Origin of the sequence: Nocardia sp. NPDC057272, assembly GCF_042668615.1 — a bacterium.
Lineage (GTDB): Bacteria > Actinomycetota > Actinomycetes > Mycobacteriales > Mycobacteriaceae > Nocardia.
In genome coordinates, this window is record NZ_JBHUYK010000009.1 from 99,348 (window position 1) to 115,578 (window position 16,231).

Annotated in this window: 12 protein-coding genes; 5 read left to right on the forward strand and 7 right to left on the reverse strand. The window is 66.6% G+C overall.

All coding sequences use genetic code 11. From position 1 onward, the window contains the following. Positions 1 to 211 precede the first annotated feature (211 nt). The 4 genes from ACFULV_RS15300 to ACFULV_RS15315 all read right to left on the reverse strand — a co-directional run bounded on the left by ACFULV_RS15300 (position 212) and on the right by ACFULV_RS15315 (position 6,676). Positions 212 to 2,479, reverse strand: a complete 2,268-nt coding sequence (locus ACFULV_RS15300; protein WP_378656921.1) for an ATP-binding protein — start codon at positions 2,477 to 2,479, stop codon at positions 212 to 214. Between the two features lie 125 nt (positions 2,480 to 2,604). Continuing rightward, complete coding sequence (locus ACFULV_RS15305) at positions 2,605 to 3,468, reverse strand: acetylxylan esterase (RefSeq protein ID WP_378656923.1); 864 nt, start codon at positions 3,466 to 3,468, stop codon at positions 2,605 to 2,607. After that, complete coding sequence (locus ACFULV_RS15310; RefSeq protein WP_378656925.1) at positions 3,465 to 4,646, reverse strand: PucR family transcriptional regulator; 1,182 nt, start codon at positions 4,644 to 4,646, stop codon at positions 3,465 to 3,467. Before ACFULV_RS15310 ends, ACFULV_RS15305 begins: the two co-directional genes overlap by 4 nt. Before the next feature lie 119 nt (positions 4,647 to 4,765). After that, the gene (locus ACFULV_RS15315; protein ID WP_378656927.1) at positions 4,766 to 6,676 is read right to left on the reverse strand and encodes a nitrate- and nitrite sensing domain-containing protein; all 1,911 of its coding nucleotides are present in this window, start codon (positions 6,674 to 6,676) and stop codon (positions 4,766 to 4,768) included. Between the two features lie 151 nt (positions 6,677 to 6,827). On the opposite strand from ACFULV_RS15315, the gene ACFULV_RS15320 reads away from it, so the two are divergent. Continuing rightward, positions 6,828 to 7,511, forward strand: coding sequence for a cutinase family protein (locus tag ACFULV_RS15320; protein WP_378630253.1), 684 nt, complete (start codon positions 6,828 to 6,830; stop codon positions 7,509 to 7,511). Here the strand turns inward: ACFULV_RS15320 and ACFULV_RS15325 are convergent. After that, entirely contained in the window at positions 7,495 to 8,883 is a 1,389-nt protein-coding gene (locus ACFULV_RS15325; RefSeq protein ID WP_378656930.1) for an ABC1 kinase family protein, read from the reverse strand. The two genes, ACFULV_RS15320 and ACFULV_RS15325, sit on opposite strands and share 17 nt — an antisense overlap. Positions 8,884 to 9,029: 146 nt before the next feature. On the opposite strand from ACFULV_RS15325, the gene ACFULV_RS15330 reads away from it, so the two are divergent. Next, positions 9,030 to 9,677, forward strand: a complete 648-nt coding sequence (locus ACFULV_RS15330; RefSeq protein ID WP_378630248.1) for a TetR/AcrR family transcriptional regulator — start codon at positions 9,030 to 9,032, stop codon at positions 9,675 to 9,677. Here the strand turns inward: ACFULV_RS15330 and ACFULV_RS15335 are convergent. Beyond that, positions 9,674 to 10,498, reverse strand: a complete 825-nt coding sequence (locus ACFULV_RS15335; RefSeq protein ID WP_378656933.1) for a DUF4129 domain-containing protein — start codon at positions 10,496 to 10,498, stop codon at positions 9,674 to 9,676. The genes ACFULV_RS15330 and ACFULV_RS15335 overlap by 4 nt on opposite strands. Before the next feature lie 875 nt (positions 10,499 to 11,373). Then, positions 11,374 to 12,189, reverse strand: coding sequence for an NAD(P)H-binding protein (locus ACFULV_RS15340; RefSeq protein WP_378656936.1), 816 nt, complete (start codon positions 12,187 to 12,189; stop codon positions 11,374 to 11,376). Positions 12,190 to 12,426: 237 nt separating this feature from the next. Here ACFULV_RS15340 and ACFULV_RS15345 point away from each other — a divergent pair, with 237 nt between their 5' ends. From ACFULV_RS15345 to ACFULV_RS15355, 3 genes are all read left to right on the forward strand, one after another. Beyond that, a complete protein-coding gene (locus tag ACFULV_RS15345) occupies positions 12,427 to 14,625 on the forward strand; it encodes a (Fe-S)-binding protein (protein WP_378656939.1) in 2,199 nt (732 codons plus the stop codon). Positions 14,626 to 14,872: 247 nt separating this feature from the next. After that, positions 14,873 to 15,406: a hypothetical protein gene (locus tag ACFULV_RS15350; protein ID WP_378656941.1), complete on the forward strand. Its 534-nt coding sequence runs from the start codon at positions 14,873 to 14,875 to the stop codon at positions 15,404 to 15,406. Between the two features lie 160 nt (positions 15,407 to 15,566). Beyond that, positions 15,567 to 16,208, forward strand: a complete 642-nt coding sequence (locus ACFULV_RS15355; RefSeq protein WP_378656944.1) for a hypothetical protein — start codon at positions 15,567 to 15,569, stop codon at positions 16,206 to 16,208. Positions 16,209 to 16,231 lie beyond the last annotated feature (23 nt).

Below are 16,231 nucleotides of genomic sequence, written 5' to 3' on the forward strand. Positions count from 1 at the left end.
GCTTCCGGTCAGGTGTGTGCACCTCACCATTCACTGTCGCGGAACCCCATGGCCGCACACAGGAAATATTATTCACCGTTGCGCCGCAGTCTTTTACGAATAATCCGGCGGGAATCGAGGCGGCACACCCAGATCACACAGAATTACGTATTCCATTGTGCCGGCACATAGCCGGCGCATGCCGCGGACAGCGGTGAAAGAATTCGCCGGATCAGTTGCTGACCGCGGAATTCCGTCTGGTGGCAACCCAGGTGGCGATCTGTGCCCGGTTCGCGGAGTCGAGCTTGGTCAAGATATTGCCCACATGGGTGTCGGCGGTGCGCGGCGCGATGACCAGCCGTGCGGCGATCTCCTTGTTCGTCAGCCCGCTCGCCACCAGGGCCGCCACTTCGTACTCGCGCGGGGTCAGCGGAGCGATCGTGGATCCGGCATCGGGGCAATCGAGCGCCATCGCGACCGCTTCTTCCAGTGGCATCGCATGCCCCTTCCCGAAAGCGGCGGCGAACCCGCCGGCTCCCAGTGCCCGCTCGGTCGCGTCACGGAACAGCGTGTGCGGATGGACGAGAATGATCCGCGGGTCGGTGCCCAGCCGCTCCCAGCCGGCCGCCGCGACACCGAAAAGCGTTGCCGCACGGTGGTGCCGGTCGCGCGCGGACGCCACCCAGGCCAACGATTCGATGTGGTAGGCATCGCCGAAGGTGTTGCCCCATCGGCGGGTGATGCCCAGCGCGGTGCGCGCGCAGGTTTCAGCGGCGTCGGGATGCCCCACCAGCACCTCGATCAGGCTGATCGTGAACAGCAGCATCGTCTGGTAGTAGTAATCACCCTGTGCCGCACAGGCTTTCACCAGATCGCGCAGTTCCGGGAGCCGGTACTGCGGATGCGCGGCCGCGGTCGCCAGCGCGTAGGTGCTGCGCGCGAACACGGTCTCGCGCAGGCCGCTGCCGGGGGGCATGCTGCTCAGCGCGGCACCGGCCAGTTCCGCCGCGAGCACATTGTTCAGTTCGATCTTGGCCACCGTCGCCCGAATGGTGAGCACACGTGCCATCGCGAGCGGGTCGGTCCCCGCGGCGGTCTCGGCCAGGTCGAGCTCGCGGTAGGCGCTGTCGCGATCGGTCAGCCACAGCGAGTGCATCGCCAGCATCGACCACCCGCGTGGCGCGTGCGGCGAATCCGGTGCCAGGCCCAGCGCCCGTTCCAGCCAGGTGTGCGTCTCGTGGTTGGCGCCGGCCATCGTCCAGAATTCCTCGACACACGAGGCCATCTCCAGCGCGGTGCCCGCCTCACCGTCGGTGGACAGCGACCACTCCATCGCGAGGCGCAGATCCAGATGCGCCAACTGCAGTCGCCGCACCAGTTCGTATTGGCGCGGGCCGAGAAACTCCCGGTCGGCCAGCAGGAGCAGCTCCCGGAACCAGTCCCGGTGCCGCCGGGCGACGCTGTCGGACAGGCGCGCGGCGGCGAGTTGCTCGGCACCGAATTCGCGCACGACCTGTAGCAGCCGGAAGTGCACCACCTCGTCGCCGCGGCGCTCGAGGATCGACTTGTCCACCAGCGAATCCACCAGGTCCACCACGGGGACACCGAGATCCACACCCGCGCAGACGTATTCGGCGGCCTCGAGCTCGAACCAGTCCTGGAACACCGACAGGCACGCCCACACCCCGCGCTCGTCGTCGCCACACAGGTGGTAGCTCCAGTCCACGGTCGCGCGCAGGGTCTGGTGGCGATCCGGCACGCCGTGCGACCACGCTGTCGGCAGCGTGAGGCCGCCGGGCCAGCGCGACACCACCTGGCCGGGCGAGAGCGAACGCAGGCGGGCGGCCGCCAGTTCGATGGCCAGCGGGATGCCGTCGAGCAGCCGGCACAGCCGGGCCACATCGGCGGAGTTCGCCGCGGTGATCCGGAAGTCCGACCGGACCGCGCGGGCCCGATCGAGCAGCAATCGCACCGCGGGATATTCGGCGATGCGCGCCGGGTCGTCCTCGCCCGGCCCGGGCACGGCCAACGCGGGCATCCGGAACACCTGCTCGCCCGCGACGCTCAAAGTCTGCCTGCTGGTGGCGAGCACGGTCACGCCGGGACAGTCCGTGAGGATCCTCGCGACCAGGTCGGCACACCCGTCGAGCAAGTGTTCGCAGTTGTCCAGGACGAGCAGAGGTGCCCTGCGCCCGAGATGGTCGAGTACCCGTTCGACAGTCGCTTCTCTGGCGCCGACCCGCAGCCCGAGCTCGCCGGCCACCGCGACGGCGACCTCCTCGGGATGTCGCAGCCCGGCGAGTTCCACGAAGAAGACACCGCACTCGTAGGCCGCGACCAACTCGGCGGCCAGCCGCCGGGCCAGCCGCGTTTTGCCGAGACCGCCCGCACCCGTGATCGAGACCAGACAGCTGTTGTCGAGCAGCTGTCGCACGGTCTCGATCTCGGCGTCACGGCCGAGGTAGCTCGTCGCCGCTGGGTCGAGCGCGTTTCGCACCATCTATCGCTTCGGGTCCGGCCGGTCGAGGCGAAGGCTGTGCCCATCCGGCTCAAGGGTGTGCTGGGTCACAGGTGATGGTACTGCGCACCAACGAAGCAGTGGCCGGACTGGCGCAAGCGAGCAAATCAGCCCAAGGTCGTCGCCTTCTCGTTGTGATCCACCCTGGTCCACGCCGAATCGGTGCACAGACCGCAGGTGGCGCCGACGAAGCGGGCGCGCGCGGCCGCGTCGTCGAGCAGCTGATATTTCAGCCAGTCGGTCATCACGTCCACATATTCTCGGCCGTCGAGATGCCCCGCACCGCCCAGCTCGGCGAAGATCGCGGGTACCTGATCGGCTTTGTCGAACAACGGCTTCACGATGAGATCGGTGTCCACGATCCGGTCCTCGGCACCGGCGAGGAACAATGTCGGCCCTAGAATTCTGCCCGGGGACGCGAGTGGGCCGGGCTGCAGCGCCAGTACGGTTCGTACCATTCCGTCGGCACCGGCGTTGATCGCGCCCGCCCCGCCCTGGGAATGTCCGGCGGCCGCCACTCGGTCGGTCGCGATCTTGCCGTAGTAGACGCTGTCGGACTTGTCGTTTCGCCGGAGAAGTTCCCGGCCGCCCGCGAGCATTTCCGCGCCCGAATTCGACATCGTGGTATTCGCGGCCACCACGACGAAACCCGCCGCTGCCCAGTGCTCGAGCAGCCATTCCTCGTAGTAGCCCGGACCCACCCCGGTGCCGTTGCCCCAAATCACCACCGGGTGGCGGGTCGCGCCGAGGTCGGCCGGCCGATACACGGTGTGGTCGGCCCATTTGTCGATGGTCACGGCGGCCGGGGCCTGCGACTCGGAACTGCCGGTACCCGATCCCAGCGGCCCGTTGCGCAGGACCACCGAGCCCGCATCCGACGGGCTCGCCGTCGCGGGCGCCCCGGCGAGAACGCCCACCAGCGACACAGCGGCGACCGCGATGCACGGCAGGAGACGTACGTTACTGCTCATTTCGCTTTTCCTTCGATCGGCATGCCCGCGACGACAAGCGCGGAGCGTAGATACCACAGGTCCGGGCACCGCTTGGCGTCGAAGCCCGTCAAGGCCGCGATGCGCCGAATTCGGTAATCCACGGTGTTGGTGTGCAAGTGCAACATTCGTGCGGTTTTGCGCCGGTTCAGATCATTGGCGATATGACAGCGCAGCGTTTCCAGCAATTCGGGATGAACAGCGAGCGGTTCGAGCACGGTGCGCAGGTACTCCTGTGCCGGACCGGGGCGGCTGAGCTGATATTCGAGTGCGAAATCGCTGAACCGGTGCACCCCACCGACCCGGCCGATCCGCCGGACGATCTCGAGCAATTCGTGCGCGCATTCCGCGGCGGCGGGAATGTCGTCGAGCTCCGCGCGCACCACCGTCACAGTGATCCGGCGACCCGCGGCGCGCGACAGCGCGGCCGCCACGGTGTCGACGTGGTGTTCGGGCCGATCGGCGGTCGGTATCAGGACGGTGCCGCCCTGAGCCGACAGCGCCGCGAGTGCGTCACCGTCGCACGCCCGATCGAGTTCCAGCCGGATACGGGTCATCGCACGGCGCGCTCGTACCCGTTCGTCGAGTCCGTCGGTGCTGTCGTCGCGCGACTCGTCGCCGATGTCCATCGCGAGAACCCAGTACTCGGCGGCCAGCACGACCCCGCAATCACGGGCCGCGATGCGGGAGCGACTGCCCACGATCAGCTGCTCTGCGAGGTTGTCCCTGGCGTGGTCGCTGTGCCCGGTCACGTCCAGCGCATACCGCACATAGGCGGCGGCGACCGCCGCGGAGACGCTGCCGAGCAGGTCGACGAGCTCGGATGCGCGGATATCGTCGCCCGGTTCCAGGATGACCCGCACGCACCGGTGCACCATGTCGAGAACGGCGTCGACCGCGATGCCGTCGCGCGCCCATTCCACCGCGCCGCGTTCCAGCTGCCCGATCGCCGAGTCCACGGATCTGTCCGCCCGCAGCGCGGCGACCAGCTCCGAGCACAGACCCGCTATCGGCCCGATCTCGTGCCGCCGGAGAGTGCTCGGCCCACGGTCGGCGGAACCCGCCAGCCGCACCACCCGATCGAGCTCGGACTCCCGCACTACGCACACCGTCTCCGGCCTGCTCAGCAGGGCGAGCCCGGATTGTGGTCTCTCGCTCATTGGACGCTCCTCACGCGCTTCGAACCGCGATCCAGCGTGCCGCGCCGCCCGGTGTGTCGGCATCGGTAGAACTGCGTATCTGTGGGCCGAACATCCGCGCTCGGATCCGCACGCGCAGGTCACCGATTCGCCGCCGATATTGGAGCGATGTCGCCGAGAAGTTCGGCGGGAATGAGGACGACGGCACGAACTCCGCCGTAGTCGGACTCGTTCAACCGGACCGAGATACCGTGGGTGCTCGCCAGCCGGGCCACCACGAACAGACCCATCCTGGAGTCTCGCGCCAGCGCGCCGAGCCCGGTTCCTGTTGGGGTATCGAGCATTTCGTTGTAGCTTCCGAACTCGGCGGCGGTCAGCCCGATACCCCGGTCACAGACTTCGACCACCGCGCCCTTGCCGACGATCCCACCGCCGACGTCGACTTTCGCCTCCGGCGGCGAGAACGCGGTGGCGTTGTCGACCAATTCGGCGATCAGGTGGACCAGATCGGCAACCACCGCACCGATCACGGCGATCTCCGGTATCGCGGCGACGCGGACCCGCGCATACTCGGTGGTCTCCCCCACCGCGCTGCGCACGACATCGGCCATCGGAATTGGTTGGCGCCATTGCCTGCCGGGCCTGCTGCCTCCCAGGATCAGCAGATTCTCGGCGTTGCGCCGCTCACGCGTCGCCAGATGATCGAGCCGGAAGAAGACCTCGAGCAGTTCGGGATCCTGCTGTCCGCGTTCGGCGTCGTCGAGAATCTCGAGCTGGCGGTGCGCGAGGACCTGGCTGCGGTGGGCGATATTGACGAACACAGCGTGCACACTGTCGCGGAGCCGGGCTTCGTCGACCGCCGCGGTGAGGGCGACCGCGGCAGCATGCTCGAACGCCTGTGCCACCTCACCAATTTCGTCGCGCCCGAAGTCCAGCGTCGGCGCCGCGTCGTCGATCTCGGGTTGCGCTGTCGCCGAGCGGATCGCGCTCGGCAGCTGCTCGTCGGCGAGGACCAGGGTCGCGGCACGCAATCGCCGGAGCCGCCGAATGATCCTGTCCGCCAGCACAACCGCGATCAACAGGGCAACGATACTGCCGATCAGGACGATGCCCCCGGTGACCAGACCCGAACGTTCGGAGCGTTGCGCGACGTCGACGGCACTGACTCGGGCGTATTCGTGTTGACCGGCGTACGCGGCGAAGAGACCACCGACGACAGCGTCGGCAACCTGCTGCCATTCGAGAATCGACATCGGCATTTCGGCATTACCCGACACCGACCGCGATGCGAAACGCAGATTGACCGCGGATTCCATCGCCGAGAGTCGCCGCCAGGATTCGCTCGCCATGAGATCGAGCAACGCCTGCTTCTGCGGCGAGCCGGCTTCGGCCGCCAGATTTCTGATCTCGGCGTGATAAAAGCCTACTTGCGTCGTGAATTCGTCGAGCCCGAACGCGCTGCCCTGCGAGCTGACCAGGGCGAGGGCTACCGCGTTACTGCGCGACATCGCCTCGGTGGCACTCAGCAGACGGACAGCCTCGGAAACTCTCGTCGCAAGAATCGGATCCGGTGCGGATTGCTGTGCCCGGCGGAATCCATCGCCGAACATCGAGTACGGCGCGTTGAAGAAAGTGTAGGCGTCGCCGACCGAGATCCGGCGGCCGTCGACCCCCGTGCGCAGAGCAGCGATGGCCTCCGCGAGTTTCGCACGCTGAGCGGGCAGGTCGGCCGACGGCTCGTGCCGCGTGGCGTCGACTCGGACGAGCATCTCGAAAGCCCGGTCGACGCGCCCCCGCGCCACGGCCAGTCCGGAAATCGCCTCTTCGCCGGTCAGCAGTCGCAGGGAGAGCAACCGCTCGGCTTGCGTAGCCGCCAACGCCTCGGTGGCGACCGGCCGTATTCGCTCGAGATCGTCGATCCAGTTCCGGATCCGGTAACTGTCACGAACCAGATTTCCCGCCGTCAGCATTCCGAGGAAAAGCAAGGTGAGACTGGGGACGAGCGCGATCGCCAGAATGCGGGTGCGAACGCCGAGCCGAGCTGAGAACATCGGCCCAACCTAGGACCACGCCGGGAATTCGACTCGCACTCGGACGCCTTTTTGTGCGGGAAACGCACGTCCGAGCGCAACCCTTGATGAGCCGACTCAATACCGAACCGCCGAGCGGCGAAAAGCGGCTCCCGCTATCTACCCTTCGCCCATGACAACTCCACGACCTCGCCGAACAGCGACGGTGGCTCTCGTCATCGCCGCCGCAGTCGCGACCGGCACGATGACCGCACTCGGCACGGGAACGGCGACAGCGGCGCCGGCCTGTGCCGACGTCCACCTGGTTTCGGCTCGCGGCACCAACGAGCCCGGCGGCATGTGGAGCAAGTTCCATCTCGGCACCGTCGTCGGCAATCCGGTGTACGCCGCGATCGACGACGCGGCATCCGGCACCGTCGACGCGTACCGGGTCGAGTACCCGGCGAGCCTCGAGCAGCCGGCCTCGGTGCAGAAGGGCAATCGAGACCTGGTCGACCATGTGGTGCGGCAGGCCGCCGCCTGCCCGAACCAGCGGTTCGTGCTGGTCGGGTACTCGCAGGGAGCGAACGTGGTGGACAACGCGATCGGCATCAGCAGCGAGGGCGCCAAGGTCGGCGGTCCGATCGTCGCCACGCTGCCGGCGCAGCTCGACGGGCGGATCGCCGCGATCCTGTTGTTCGGCAACCCGATTCGCGGCATCGGCAAGGAAGTCACCGGCCCCTACACCGAACGCACCTTCGATGTCTGCAACGACAACGACCCCGTCTGCGACCCGGACGGCACCGACTGGAACGTGCACACGCGCTACGCCCGCCATGCCGACGCCGCAGCCGATTTCGTCACCGCTCGGATCTGAGCTCGGCGTGGCGCCACTCCTCGATCGCGCGACCGATGTCGGTGGTCGGGGCCTCGTGGTGCAGCCACTCCCGGGCGAGGCGATGCCAGTTGTGGGTCGCCTCGATCCGGCCGAGCGCGGTCAGCGTGAAAAGGTCGGCGCGGCGGGAGAATACGTGTTCCGGCGGCAGCAGCAGATGCCGCACGCCGCGGTGGTCCGCGGAACGCGGATCGAGTGCGAGGACGACGGCACCGGTGGCCAGCTCGGGAGTCACCGTGATCTCCTCGTCGAGCAGGTGCCAGCCCGCGGCCGACCACACGTATTCCAGGCAGTCCTGCGCCCGCACCCGGGATCCGGGCTCGACGATCCCGCGCTCGGCCCACAGCCGGTAGACCTCGTCGGCCCGGTACTGTTCGGCCGCGCACAGCACCTGTCGTTCCAGCTCGAGATGCTCGCGTTCGATCGTGTTGTACAGCCCGAAATCGACGAAGCCGACGCGCCCGTCATCGGCGACCAGCACATTGCCCGGATGGGGGTCGGCGCAGTACTCGCCGTCGGTGAACATGGCGGTGATATAGAACCGGTACACCAGCTCGCCGACGTGATTTCGCTGCGCCGCGGGAAGTCCGCGAATGGTCTGAAATGGTCTGCCGTCGAAGAATTCGGTCACCAGTACGTTGTCGGTACAGAATTCGCCGATGCTGTCCGGGACGGTGATGTACGGATGCCCACGATAGCGCGAAGCGACCCGGTGCTGGTTGCGTGCCTCTTGCCGATAGTCCAGTTCCGCGGTGATGTTTCGGGCTATCTCCTCGAGCACATCGTGGTCGCCTGCCGACGGAAGAAAAGACTTCCACAGCAGGCTGAAGAACTGCAGATTGCGCATATCCGCCTGCACCGCACGGTCCACGCCGGGGTACTTCACTTTGACTGCCACGTCCCGGCCGTTGTGCAGTCGCGCACGATAGACCTGACCGATCGATGCCGCGGCGACGGGGACCGGGTCGATATCGGCGAACACTCGACCGGCCCGGCCGAGATCGTGCTCCAACACCGCCATCATCTCCGCGAACGGCACCGTCGGCGCACTGTCGAGCAGTGTGGCCAGCTTCGTGCGGAACATCTCGCGATAGTCCGCCGGGATCAGGTCCAGGTCCAGGACCGATGCCATCTGTCCCAGCTTCATCGCCGCGCCCTTCATCCCGCCGAGCACGGTGACGACCTGTTGAGCGGCCTGCAGCGTAGATCGCTCGGCCAGCACTCGACGGGCCTGCTCGGTGCGCCCCAGCATGGCCAGTTTGGTGCCCGCGCCGCGCGCCGCCTGACCGGCCGCCAACCGTCCCAGCCGCGCTCCGCGCACGAGCCGGCCTGTCGGTATCTGCCGGTCTGCCATCGTGGCCTCCTGCGAGTGGTCGATAGGCGAATTGTCGACAGCCGCCCGGATCTCCACAGTGCGCCCGGCCCCGATCTGTGCGAATTCACCATTGCCGCTGTGATCGACAACAAGCGGGTAGCACCGACTCGCCGAAAGGAATACCGATGCCACCGAAACCCGTCGACCGGCGGATCCGGCCGAAGCAGGAGCGGGCGAAGGCGACCCGGGAGCACATTCTCGACACCGCCGCCGAACTGTTCGGGCAGCGGGGAATCGACAACACCTCCACCAATGTCATCGCGGCGCAGGCGCACGTCAGCATCGGAACGCTGTACCGATACTTTCCGGAGCGGTCGTTTCTCGTCGACGAACTCCTCGATCGGCTCATCGCCGATGTCGAGCAGGAGTTCACCCAGCGGGTATTCAGCCTGCCCGTGGCGACGTCGCCGAAGAGCAGCGACGACTATGTCGCCGTCGCGTCCGAGATACTCGATGTCTTCGCCGAAGTACTGATCGCGAAGTCGGATCTGGTTCGCGCGCTCGTCGGCAGTGTGCAGTTCTACAGCAGCGGGCTACCCGAATTCGAGCCGCGTCTGCGAATGCTGGTAAAGCTCATCGTGATCCAGTTCGTCGGGCCCGGCGACGACCGTGACAACGACATGATGTCCTGGGTTCTGGTCAACACCGGATTCGCCGCGGTCTTGCGCGCTTCGGCCGACGACGTGGCCGACGGCGACCGCGCCGCCGCCATCGCCATGACCGCGCGGATGATCGGCACCTGGCTGTACGGCGAGATGCGGGGCCGCGACTAGCACTGGGCTCCTACCGGCACCTCGTCGCGGGACTGGAGGTCGGCGAGAACCAGGCGCAGCAGCTGTTCGGCACGGATACGCTGCCAGCCCAGCATGGCGTGCGGACTGAACCTGGCTTCCTCGAACAGCGCGACCAGTTCATGCGCGCCGTCGTCGTGCAGCACGCCGCTGTCGAAAGCCCGCTCCAGTACTTCCCTCGGCGTATCCGAGATCAACGGCGCCGCAGCCCGATCCGCGGCCAGCCCGGCCTCCATGGCCACATAGCAGGCGATCACGGCGGTCCGCGGATCCTGACCTGGCGCGTTCATCGCGGCCAGTCCCATCTCGGCGGCCCTGGTCAGCGAGTCGACTGTGTTCGAGACCTCTTCCTCGGTCAGTTCCACGCTGTCGACCAGCGGCGCCCGGCCGGCGACGGCGACGCCGACGAGACCGGCCACCGCGATGCCGATCAGCACGATCGCCAGGCCCGCGGCTCCCAGCAACGCCATTCCGCTCAGACGCGACGAGTCGACCGCCGAATCGACCACCTGCACATCGACAGCGGCGGGCGCACCGGGCTGTCCCGCTTCCGCCGGTGTCACCGAGGCGACCGGTGTCGGCTGACGCCGTGCGCCGGGCAAGACGAACAGCATGGTGATGCCGACCGCGAACGTCAGCGCCACGGTACTGAGCGCGATCGGGGCCAGCACCGCGAACCGCGTGAACGACAGACGAACCCGGAGACCGTGCTCGACCGCGGGCATCGCCAACGGCAGCCGATGCTGACTGACAATGACGCCCGCGAGCAAGATCACCACCGATACCAGCAGCAATACCGGCATCAACGCGACAGCGACCGGCGAAGTCCCACCGGTTTCACTGGGAACAACGGTCCCAGGTAAACGCCCGTGCAGCGCGATAATCGCCGCGACAATCAAAACGACCGCCGCGACCAGCCGACCTATTGGCGCCAATATTTTTCCCACAGCCCTACCGCCGAACCCCTGGAAGCCACCCGAAATGCCCACATAGTGGCATTTCGCCCGGCAATCAGGAACCGACCGAACAAGATTTGGTCGAACTCCCTCGAGGCCCCCGGATTCCTTGTCTCCGACAACATTTCCTACCCCGAGGCAATGAATATTCCGGTGTGGTCATCGCTGCTCGGGGCGTCCCCATACCGTCGGATCCGGTGGAGGCCAGCCTTGCGCCCCCGGGAGCGGAAGGTCTGGAACCGCACTCGATCGATCGGGGCTCGACGGATCGGCAACCCGACGCCAGCCACCTCGAAGCGGGCGCGGTGTCGGCGACGCAGGCGTCGCCGAGCTCGGCGCAGGCGCCACGACAGGAGGGGCCACGACCGGTGGCGGTGTCGGGCGCGGGTGCTGGCTCGGCTCGGTGCGGCGCGACCGCGTCACCCGCACGATCACGATGACAACGATGATCACGAGCACCGGGACCAGCAGGACCGCGAGCCACGACAAGTAGCGCACGAGTTGCACATACTTCGCGGATCCTGGCGGCGGCTCGGGCGTCGGAGCCTGTGCGAGCACGGGACCCACAGCGTCGTGTACGGCGAGAAGGACAGTGCTCACCGGACCCCCTCCCGGAAAACCAAGCGCTGCAATCGGATACCCGACCAGTGTGCACCCCGTACGCCGCCTCCGCATCGTTTCCGTGTCCGGTTTCCACGATGGCCGCGGCGGCGTGGGGTGTGTCAGTCGGCGAGAAACCGGGCAGCGTTCGCGTGCGCCCAGCGATCGAATGTGGTGGCGGGGTGGCCGGTGATGTCTTCGACACTGGTGGTGAGCAGGGATTCCGGCGGCGGGGCGAAGTCCAGCAGGACGTTGTCGACGTACCAGGCGGCGTTGTCGCCCATGGTGGGTCGTAGCGCGGTGATGGTCTCCTCGCGGGTGGAGGTGCGAAAGGTGATCTCGCGGTCGAGGGCATCGGCGAGGTGCGCGACCAGGTCCGCGCGAGTGAGGATCTGCGGGCCCGCGAGGGAGTGCGCGCGGCCGAGGTGACCGTCCTCCAGCAGAGCGGTCGCGGCTACGGCGGCGATGTCGTTCATGGCGATGGGCGCACTGGCTGTGCCGGGGTGCGGCTCATGAACAGCACCGGTGTCACGGATCTGCTGAGACCACGTCAGAGTGTTCTCCATGAAGTCGGCGGGCCACAGATGAGTCCAGTCCAGCCCGCTGCCCTCGACGGCGTTACACACACTGCCCCACCAGCTTTCGGGCTCACCCGACAGGTCCACGACGTGCCGCACCCCGGCTGCGCGCGCCAGCTCGAGGATCTCGGTGACATTGTCCGGCGAAGGCGCGAGATACATCCGGTCGACGCCCTCGAATGCCGCGGGCAAGCCGGCCGGTCGTCCCAGATGCCCCCGCGCCATCTGAACGCCTGCGGGCAGCGCCGCCTTGGTGGGGTTGATGGTCAGCGCGCGAATGTCGGTCGCACCGCGCGCGATCAGCTGGTCCACGACCATGCGCCCGATATTGGCCGTCGCCCCGGTAACCAGGATTGTCATCGGTTTCCCTCCGTCTCGGTTCGTTGGACCACTCGATCCTGCCAACGAAATCCGCGCGGCGCACATGGCAATTTCGCGTGGGATCGCAGGCAGATTCGCAAGTCCGCAGCGCTGCAACGAATCCGGTTGCCCGGGGCTTTCGCCGCTGCCGAATCGGTGCTAACTTGACAGCGGAAATCAAGTTACCGGCCAGTAACATGCTTGTGTTGCCGGCCGGCGGGGACAGGGGGCAACACCGTGAGCGCTGCGACGATCGCACTTGGGGTCATCGGCGTCATCATCACCGCGATCTGCTGGGGGTCACTGGCCCTCGGCCTGTCCCGGATGATTCGCGTTCTCCGCAGCGGCCAGCCCGACCGGTCACGGATCGGCCCCGTTCTGCCACGGATGAAGACCGTCGTCGTCGAAGTCCTCGCGCACACGCGGATGAACAAGTTTCGTACTGTCGGTTGGGCGCACTGGCTCGTGATGGTCGGGTTCCTGCTCGGCATGGTGTTCTACTTCGAGTCCTACGGACAGACCTTCGACCCGGAGTTCGGCTGGCCGATCATCGGCGACACGTTCGGCTACCACCTGCTGGAGGAAATACTCGGTCTCGCCACAGTGATCGGAATCCTGGTGCTGATCACCATCCGACAGCGCAACCACCCACGCCGCCCCGAGCGCCTCTCCCGGTTCAGCGGGTCGAATCTCGTTGCCGCGTACGCCGTCGAGACGATCGTGCTCATCCACGGCCTCGGTGACGTGCTGCTCAAGGCAGGCAAAATCGCCACTTACGGTGGTGGCCACGCGTCGAGTGATCTGTTCACCATGCAGATCGCGCGGCTGCTGCCTGCCAGTCCACTGATGATCTCGCTCTTCGCGTTCATCAAGATGCTCGCCGGGGCGGCGTTCCTTTATCTGATCGGCCGCCACCTCACCTGGGGTGTTGCCTGGCACCGGATTTCGGCCTTCTTCAACATCTATTTCAAGCGCGAAGACGACGGTGGCGTCGCACTCGGCGCGGCCAAGCCCATGATGTCCGAGGGCGGCGTCCTCGACCTGGAGACCGCCGACCCCGACGTCGACACGCTCGGCGTCGGCAAGGTCGAAGACTTCACCTGGAAGGGCTTGCTCGACTTCACCACCTGCACCGAGTGCGGTCGCTGCCAGTCGCAGTGCCCTGCCTGGAACACCGGAAAGCCGTTGTCCCCCAAGCTGCTCATCACTTCGCTGCGTGATCACACCTATGCCAAGGCGCCCTATCTGCTCGCCGGTGCCGACGAGATCCCCGAGGCCGCGCGTGCGGAGGCGGATCGTCCGCTGGTCGGTGGCGAGGACGTCCACGGCATCATCGATCCCGAGGTGTTGTGGTCGTGCACGACCTGTGGTGCCTGTGTCGAGCAGTGCCCGGTCGATATCGAGCACGTCGATCACATCATCGATATGCGCCGCTACCAGGTGTTGATCGAGTCGGAGTTCCCCTCCGAGCTCGCGGGTCTGTTCAAGAACCTCGAGAACAAGGGCAACCCGTGGGGGCAGAACTCCAAGGACCGCCTCAACTGGATCAAGGAAGTCGATTTCGACATCCCGGTCTTCGGTAAGGACGCCGACAGCTTCGACGGCTACGAGTACCTGTTCTGGGTCGGGTGCGCCGGTGCCTACGAGGACCGGGCCAAGAAGACCACCAAGGCCGTGGCCGAGCTGCTGGCGACCGCGGGCACGAAGTTCATGGTGCTGGGTGCGGAGGAGACCTGCACCGGTGACTCGGCGCGTCGTGCGGGTAACGAGTTCTTGTTCCAGCAGCTGGCGTTGCAGAACATCGAGGTCATCAACTCGGTGTTCGAGGGTGTCGAGCAGTCCAAGAAGAAGATCGTTGTCACGTGCGCGCATTGCTTCAACACGCTCAACAACGAGTACCCGCAGGTCGGTGGTCGCTACGAGGTTGTGCACCACACCCAGTTGCTGAACCGGTTGGTGCGCCAGAAGCAGCTGGTGCCGGTCGCGACGGTTTCGCAGAACATCACCTATCACGATCCGTGCTATCTGGGCCGGCACAACAAGGTCTACGACGCGCCGCGTGAGTTGATGGAGGCCTCGGGGTCGAATCTGATCGAGATGCCGCGCCATGGCGAGCGGTCGATGTGCTGTGGTGCCGGTGGTGCCCGGATGTGGATGGAAGAGCAGCTCGGTAAGCGGATCAATGTCGATCGGGTCGATGAGGCGTTGTCGACGAATCCGACCAAGATCGCGACGGGTTGCCCGTTCTGCCGGGTGATGCTCAACGATGGGGTGACCGCGCGTCAGGAGCAGGGCCAAGGCGAGGGTGTCGAGGTTGTCGATGTCTCGCAGTTGATGCTGGACTCGATCACCCGTATCGATTCCGCCGCGCTGTCGGCGAACCTGGTCGTCGTCCAGGAGCCGGAGGACGAGTCGGAACCGTCCAGCGTCCCGTAGTACCGGAATATTTCCGGTAACCGTACCGATATCTATGGTGTGGCAATGTAATTCACCATTTATGTCGAAGTGATGATGTTTTTCCGGTATCACCGCTGGTGGGTTCCACGGAATCGCCGTCGATGCGAAAATGTCCTCGGACCGAGATCCGGTCCGGCAGAGGATGTTCCGCCGGATCTGGCGGGCAGACTGGAGGGGCAGGATGCATTTCTCGTCTCGAACAACTTCGGGCGCACAACGACTCGGCGTGATCGCCGTTCTCGCGGCAGGTGCTGTCGGCCTCGCGGCGACCACCACCGCGCAGGCCGCACCATCAGCCGCGGCTCCGATCGTGCAGGGTGTCGACAGCGGCGTCGCGTTCACCGCGAGTCCGCTGGCCGATGGCTCCGGGCTCACGGTGTCCGCCCCGGACGGCACGTTCCGGGTCGTCGGCGGTGCGGTCACGCTCACGAACAGGGAGGGCAACGTGGTCGCGGCCGTGCCGACCCGCATCATCACCGGAGCAGGCGATTTCGACCTGGTCGCGGGCATCTCCGCCGACGGCAGGTCAGCGACGCTGACCCCCACCGCCGCACCGGCCGTCGTCACCGCCAACATGGCCGAATTCGTCGACGCGGCCGCCGACACCGAGGCCCGCAAGCAGCACAACGCGGGCATCGGCGCGCTCATCGGCGCCGGCATCGGCGCTGTGCTCGGCTTCTTCCTCGGCGGAGTCGGCGCGCTGGTCACCATCCCGATCGGTGCGGGCATCGGCGCCCTCATCGGCTACTCGACGCCGTAACGGGTACCGAGTGGTGGCCGGCCTCACGCTGCCACCACTCGGACCGTCGCCGGGCCGCCACCACAGGGTGCACACACGAGTGTTCTACGAAACTGTCTGTGGGACAAGATAAGTTGAGCAGCGAAGCCGTGAGACCGCACGGCGCTCAGGAGGCTCCGCTGTGTCCGACCCCACACGCTATCCAACCGCTCATCAGGGCCGGACATTGCAACAACTCCCCACGCGGCCGCAGCAGTCGTCGGGTGGGTGGATCGTGGCGGCGGTACTGGTGATCGTGGGCGGAATTCTCGGCGCCATCGGTGTCGGCGCCATCGGATTCTTCCGCATGTCGGACAGCGTCGACCGATACCAGCGCGTCACAGTCCCTGGTTCCGGCGATCTGAACCTCGCGCCAGGCGATTACACCGTCTACTTCGAGTATCCGGGTGCGGCCACGATCGAGCCGCCGGAAGCAGTGCGAGCCCGATTGACCGACCCCACAGGGCAAGTCGTGCCGACCGAGGCCTTCAGTGGTGAGCAGTCGTATCAGCTGAGTGGCCACGAGGGAACCGCCGAGTTCACCTTCCACGCGGACCGAGACGGCGTCTACACCCTCGAAACCGACGGCGGCCCCGGCATCACCCTGGCCGTCGGCCAAGACCTCGGCTCCGCCCTCGCAGGCCCGATCCTGCTCGCGGTGGCGATCGCGGTCACCGCCATTGTGCTCGGCATCGCCATCCTGATCGTCACCCTCATCCGCCGCAGCCGCTCCCAGCGACCACCGGCAAGCGGATTCAGGCCCGCGATGCCTCCATCGATCTAGACAACGCTCCCGCGCAGGGCAGA

What these genes read in the sequence shown, in the direction of transcription:
- ACFULV_RS15335 (WP_378656933.1), bottom strand. Translation starts at nt 10,498, where the DNA reads ATGCCGGTATTGCTGCTGGTATCGGTGGTGATCTTGCTCGCGGGCGTC.
- ACFULV_RS15320 (WP_378630253.1), top strand. Translation starts at nt 6,828, where the DNA reads ATGACAACTCCACGACCTCGCCGAACAGCGACGGTGGCTCTCGTCATC.
- ACFULV_RS15300 (WP_378656921.1), bottom strand. Translation starts at nt 2,479, where the DNA reads ATGGTGCGAAACGCGCTCGACCCAGCGGCGACGAGCTACCTCGGCCGT.
- ACFULV_RS15340 (WP_378656936.1), bottom strand. Translation starts at nt 12,189, where the DNA reads ATGACAATCCTGGTTACCGGGGCGACGGCCAATATCGGGCGCATGGTC.
- ACFULV_RS15310 (WP_378656925.1), bottom strand. Translation starts at nt 4,646, where the DNA reads ATGAGCGAGAGACCACAATCCGGGCTCGCCCTGCTGAGCAGGCCGGAG.
- ACFULV_RS15305 (WP_378656923.1), bottom strand. Translation starts at nt 3,468, where the DNA reads ATGAGCAGTAACGTACGTCTCCTGCCGTGCATCGCGGTCGCCGCTGTG.
- ACFULV_RS15315 (WP_378656927.1), bottom strand. Translation starts at nt 6,676, where the DNA reads ATGTTCTCAGCTCGGCTCGGCGTTCGCACCCGCATTCTGGCGATCGCG.
- ACFULV_RS15325 (WP_378656930.1), bottom strand. Translation starts at nt 8,883, where the DNA reads ATGGCAGACCGGCAGATACCGACAGGCCGGCTCGTGCGCGGAGCGCGG.
- ACFULV_RS15330 (WP_378630248.1), top strand. Translation starts at nt 9,030, where the DNA reads ATGCCACCGAAACCCGTCGACCGGCGGATCCGGCCGAAGCAGGAGCGG.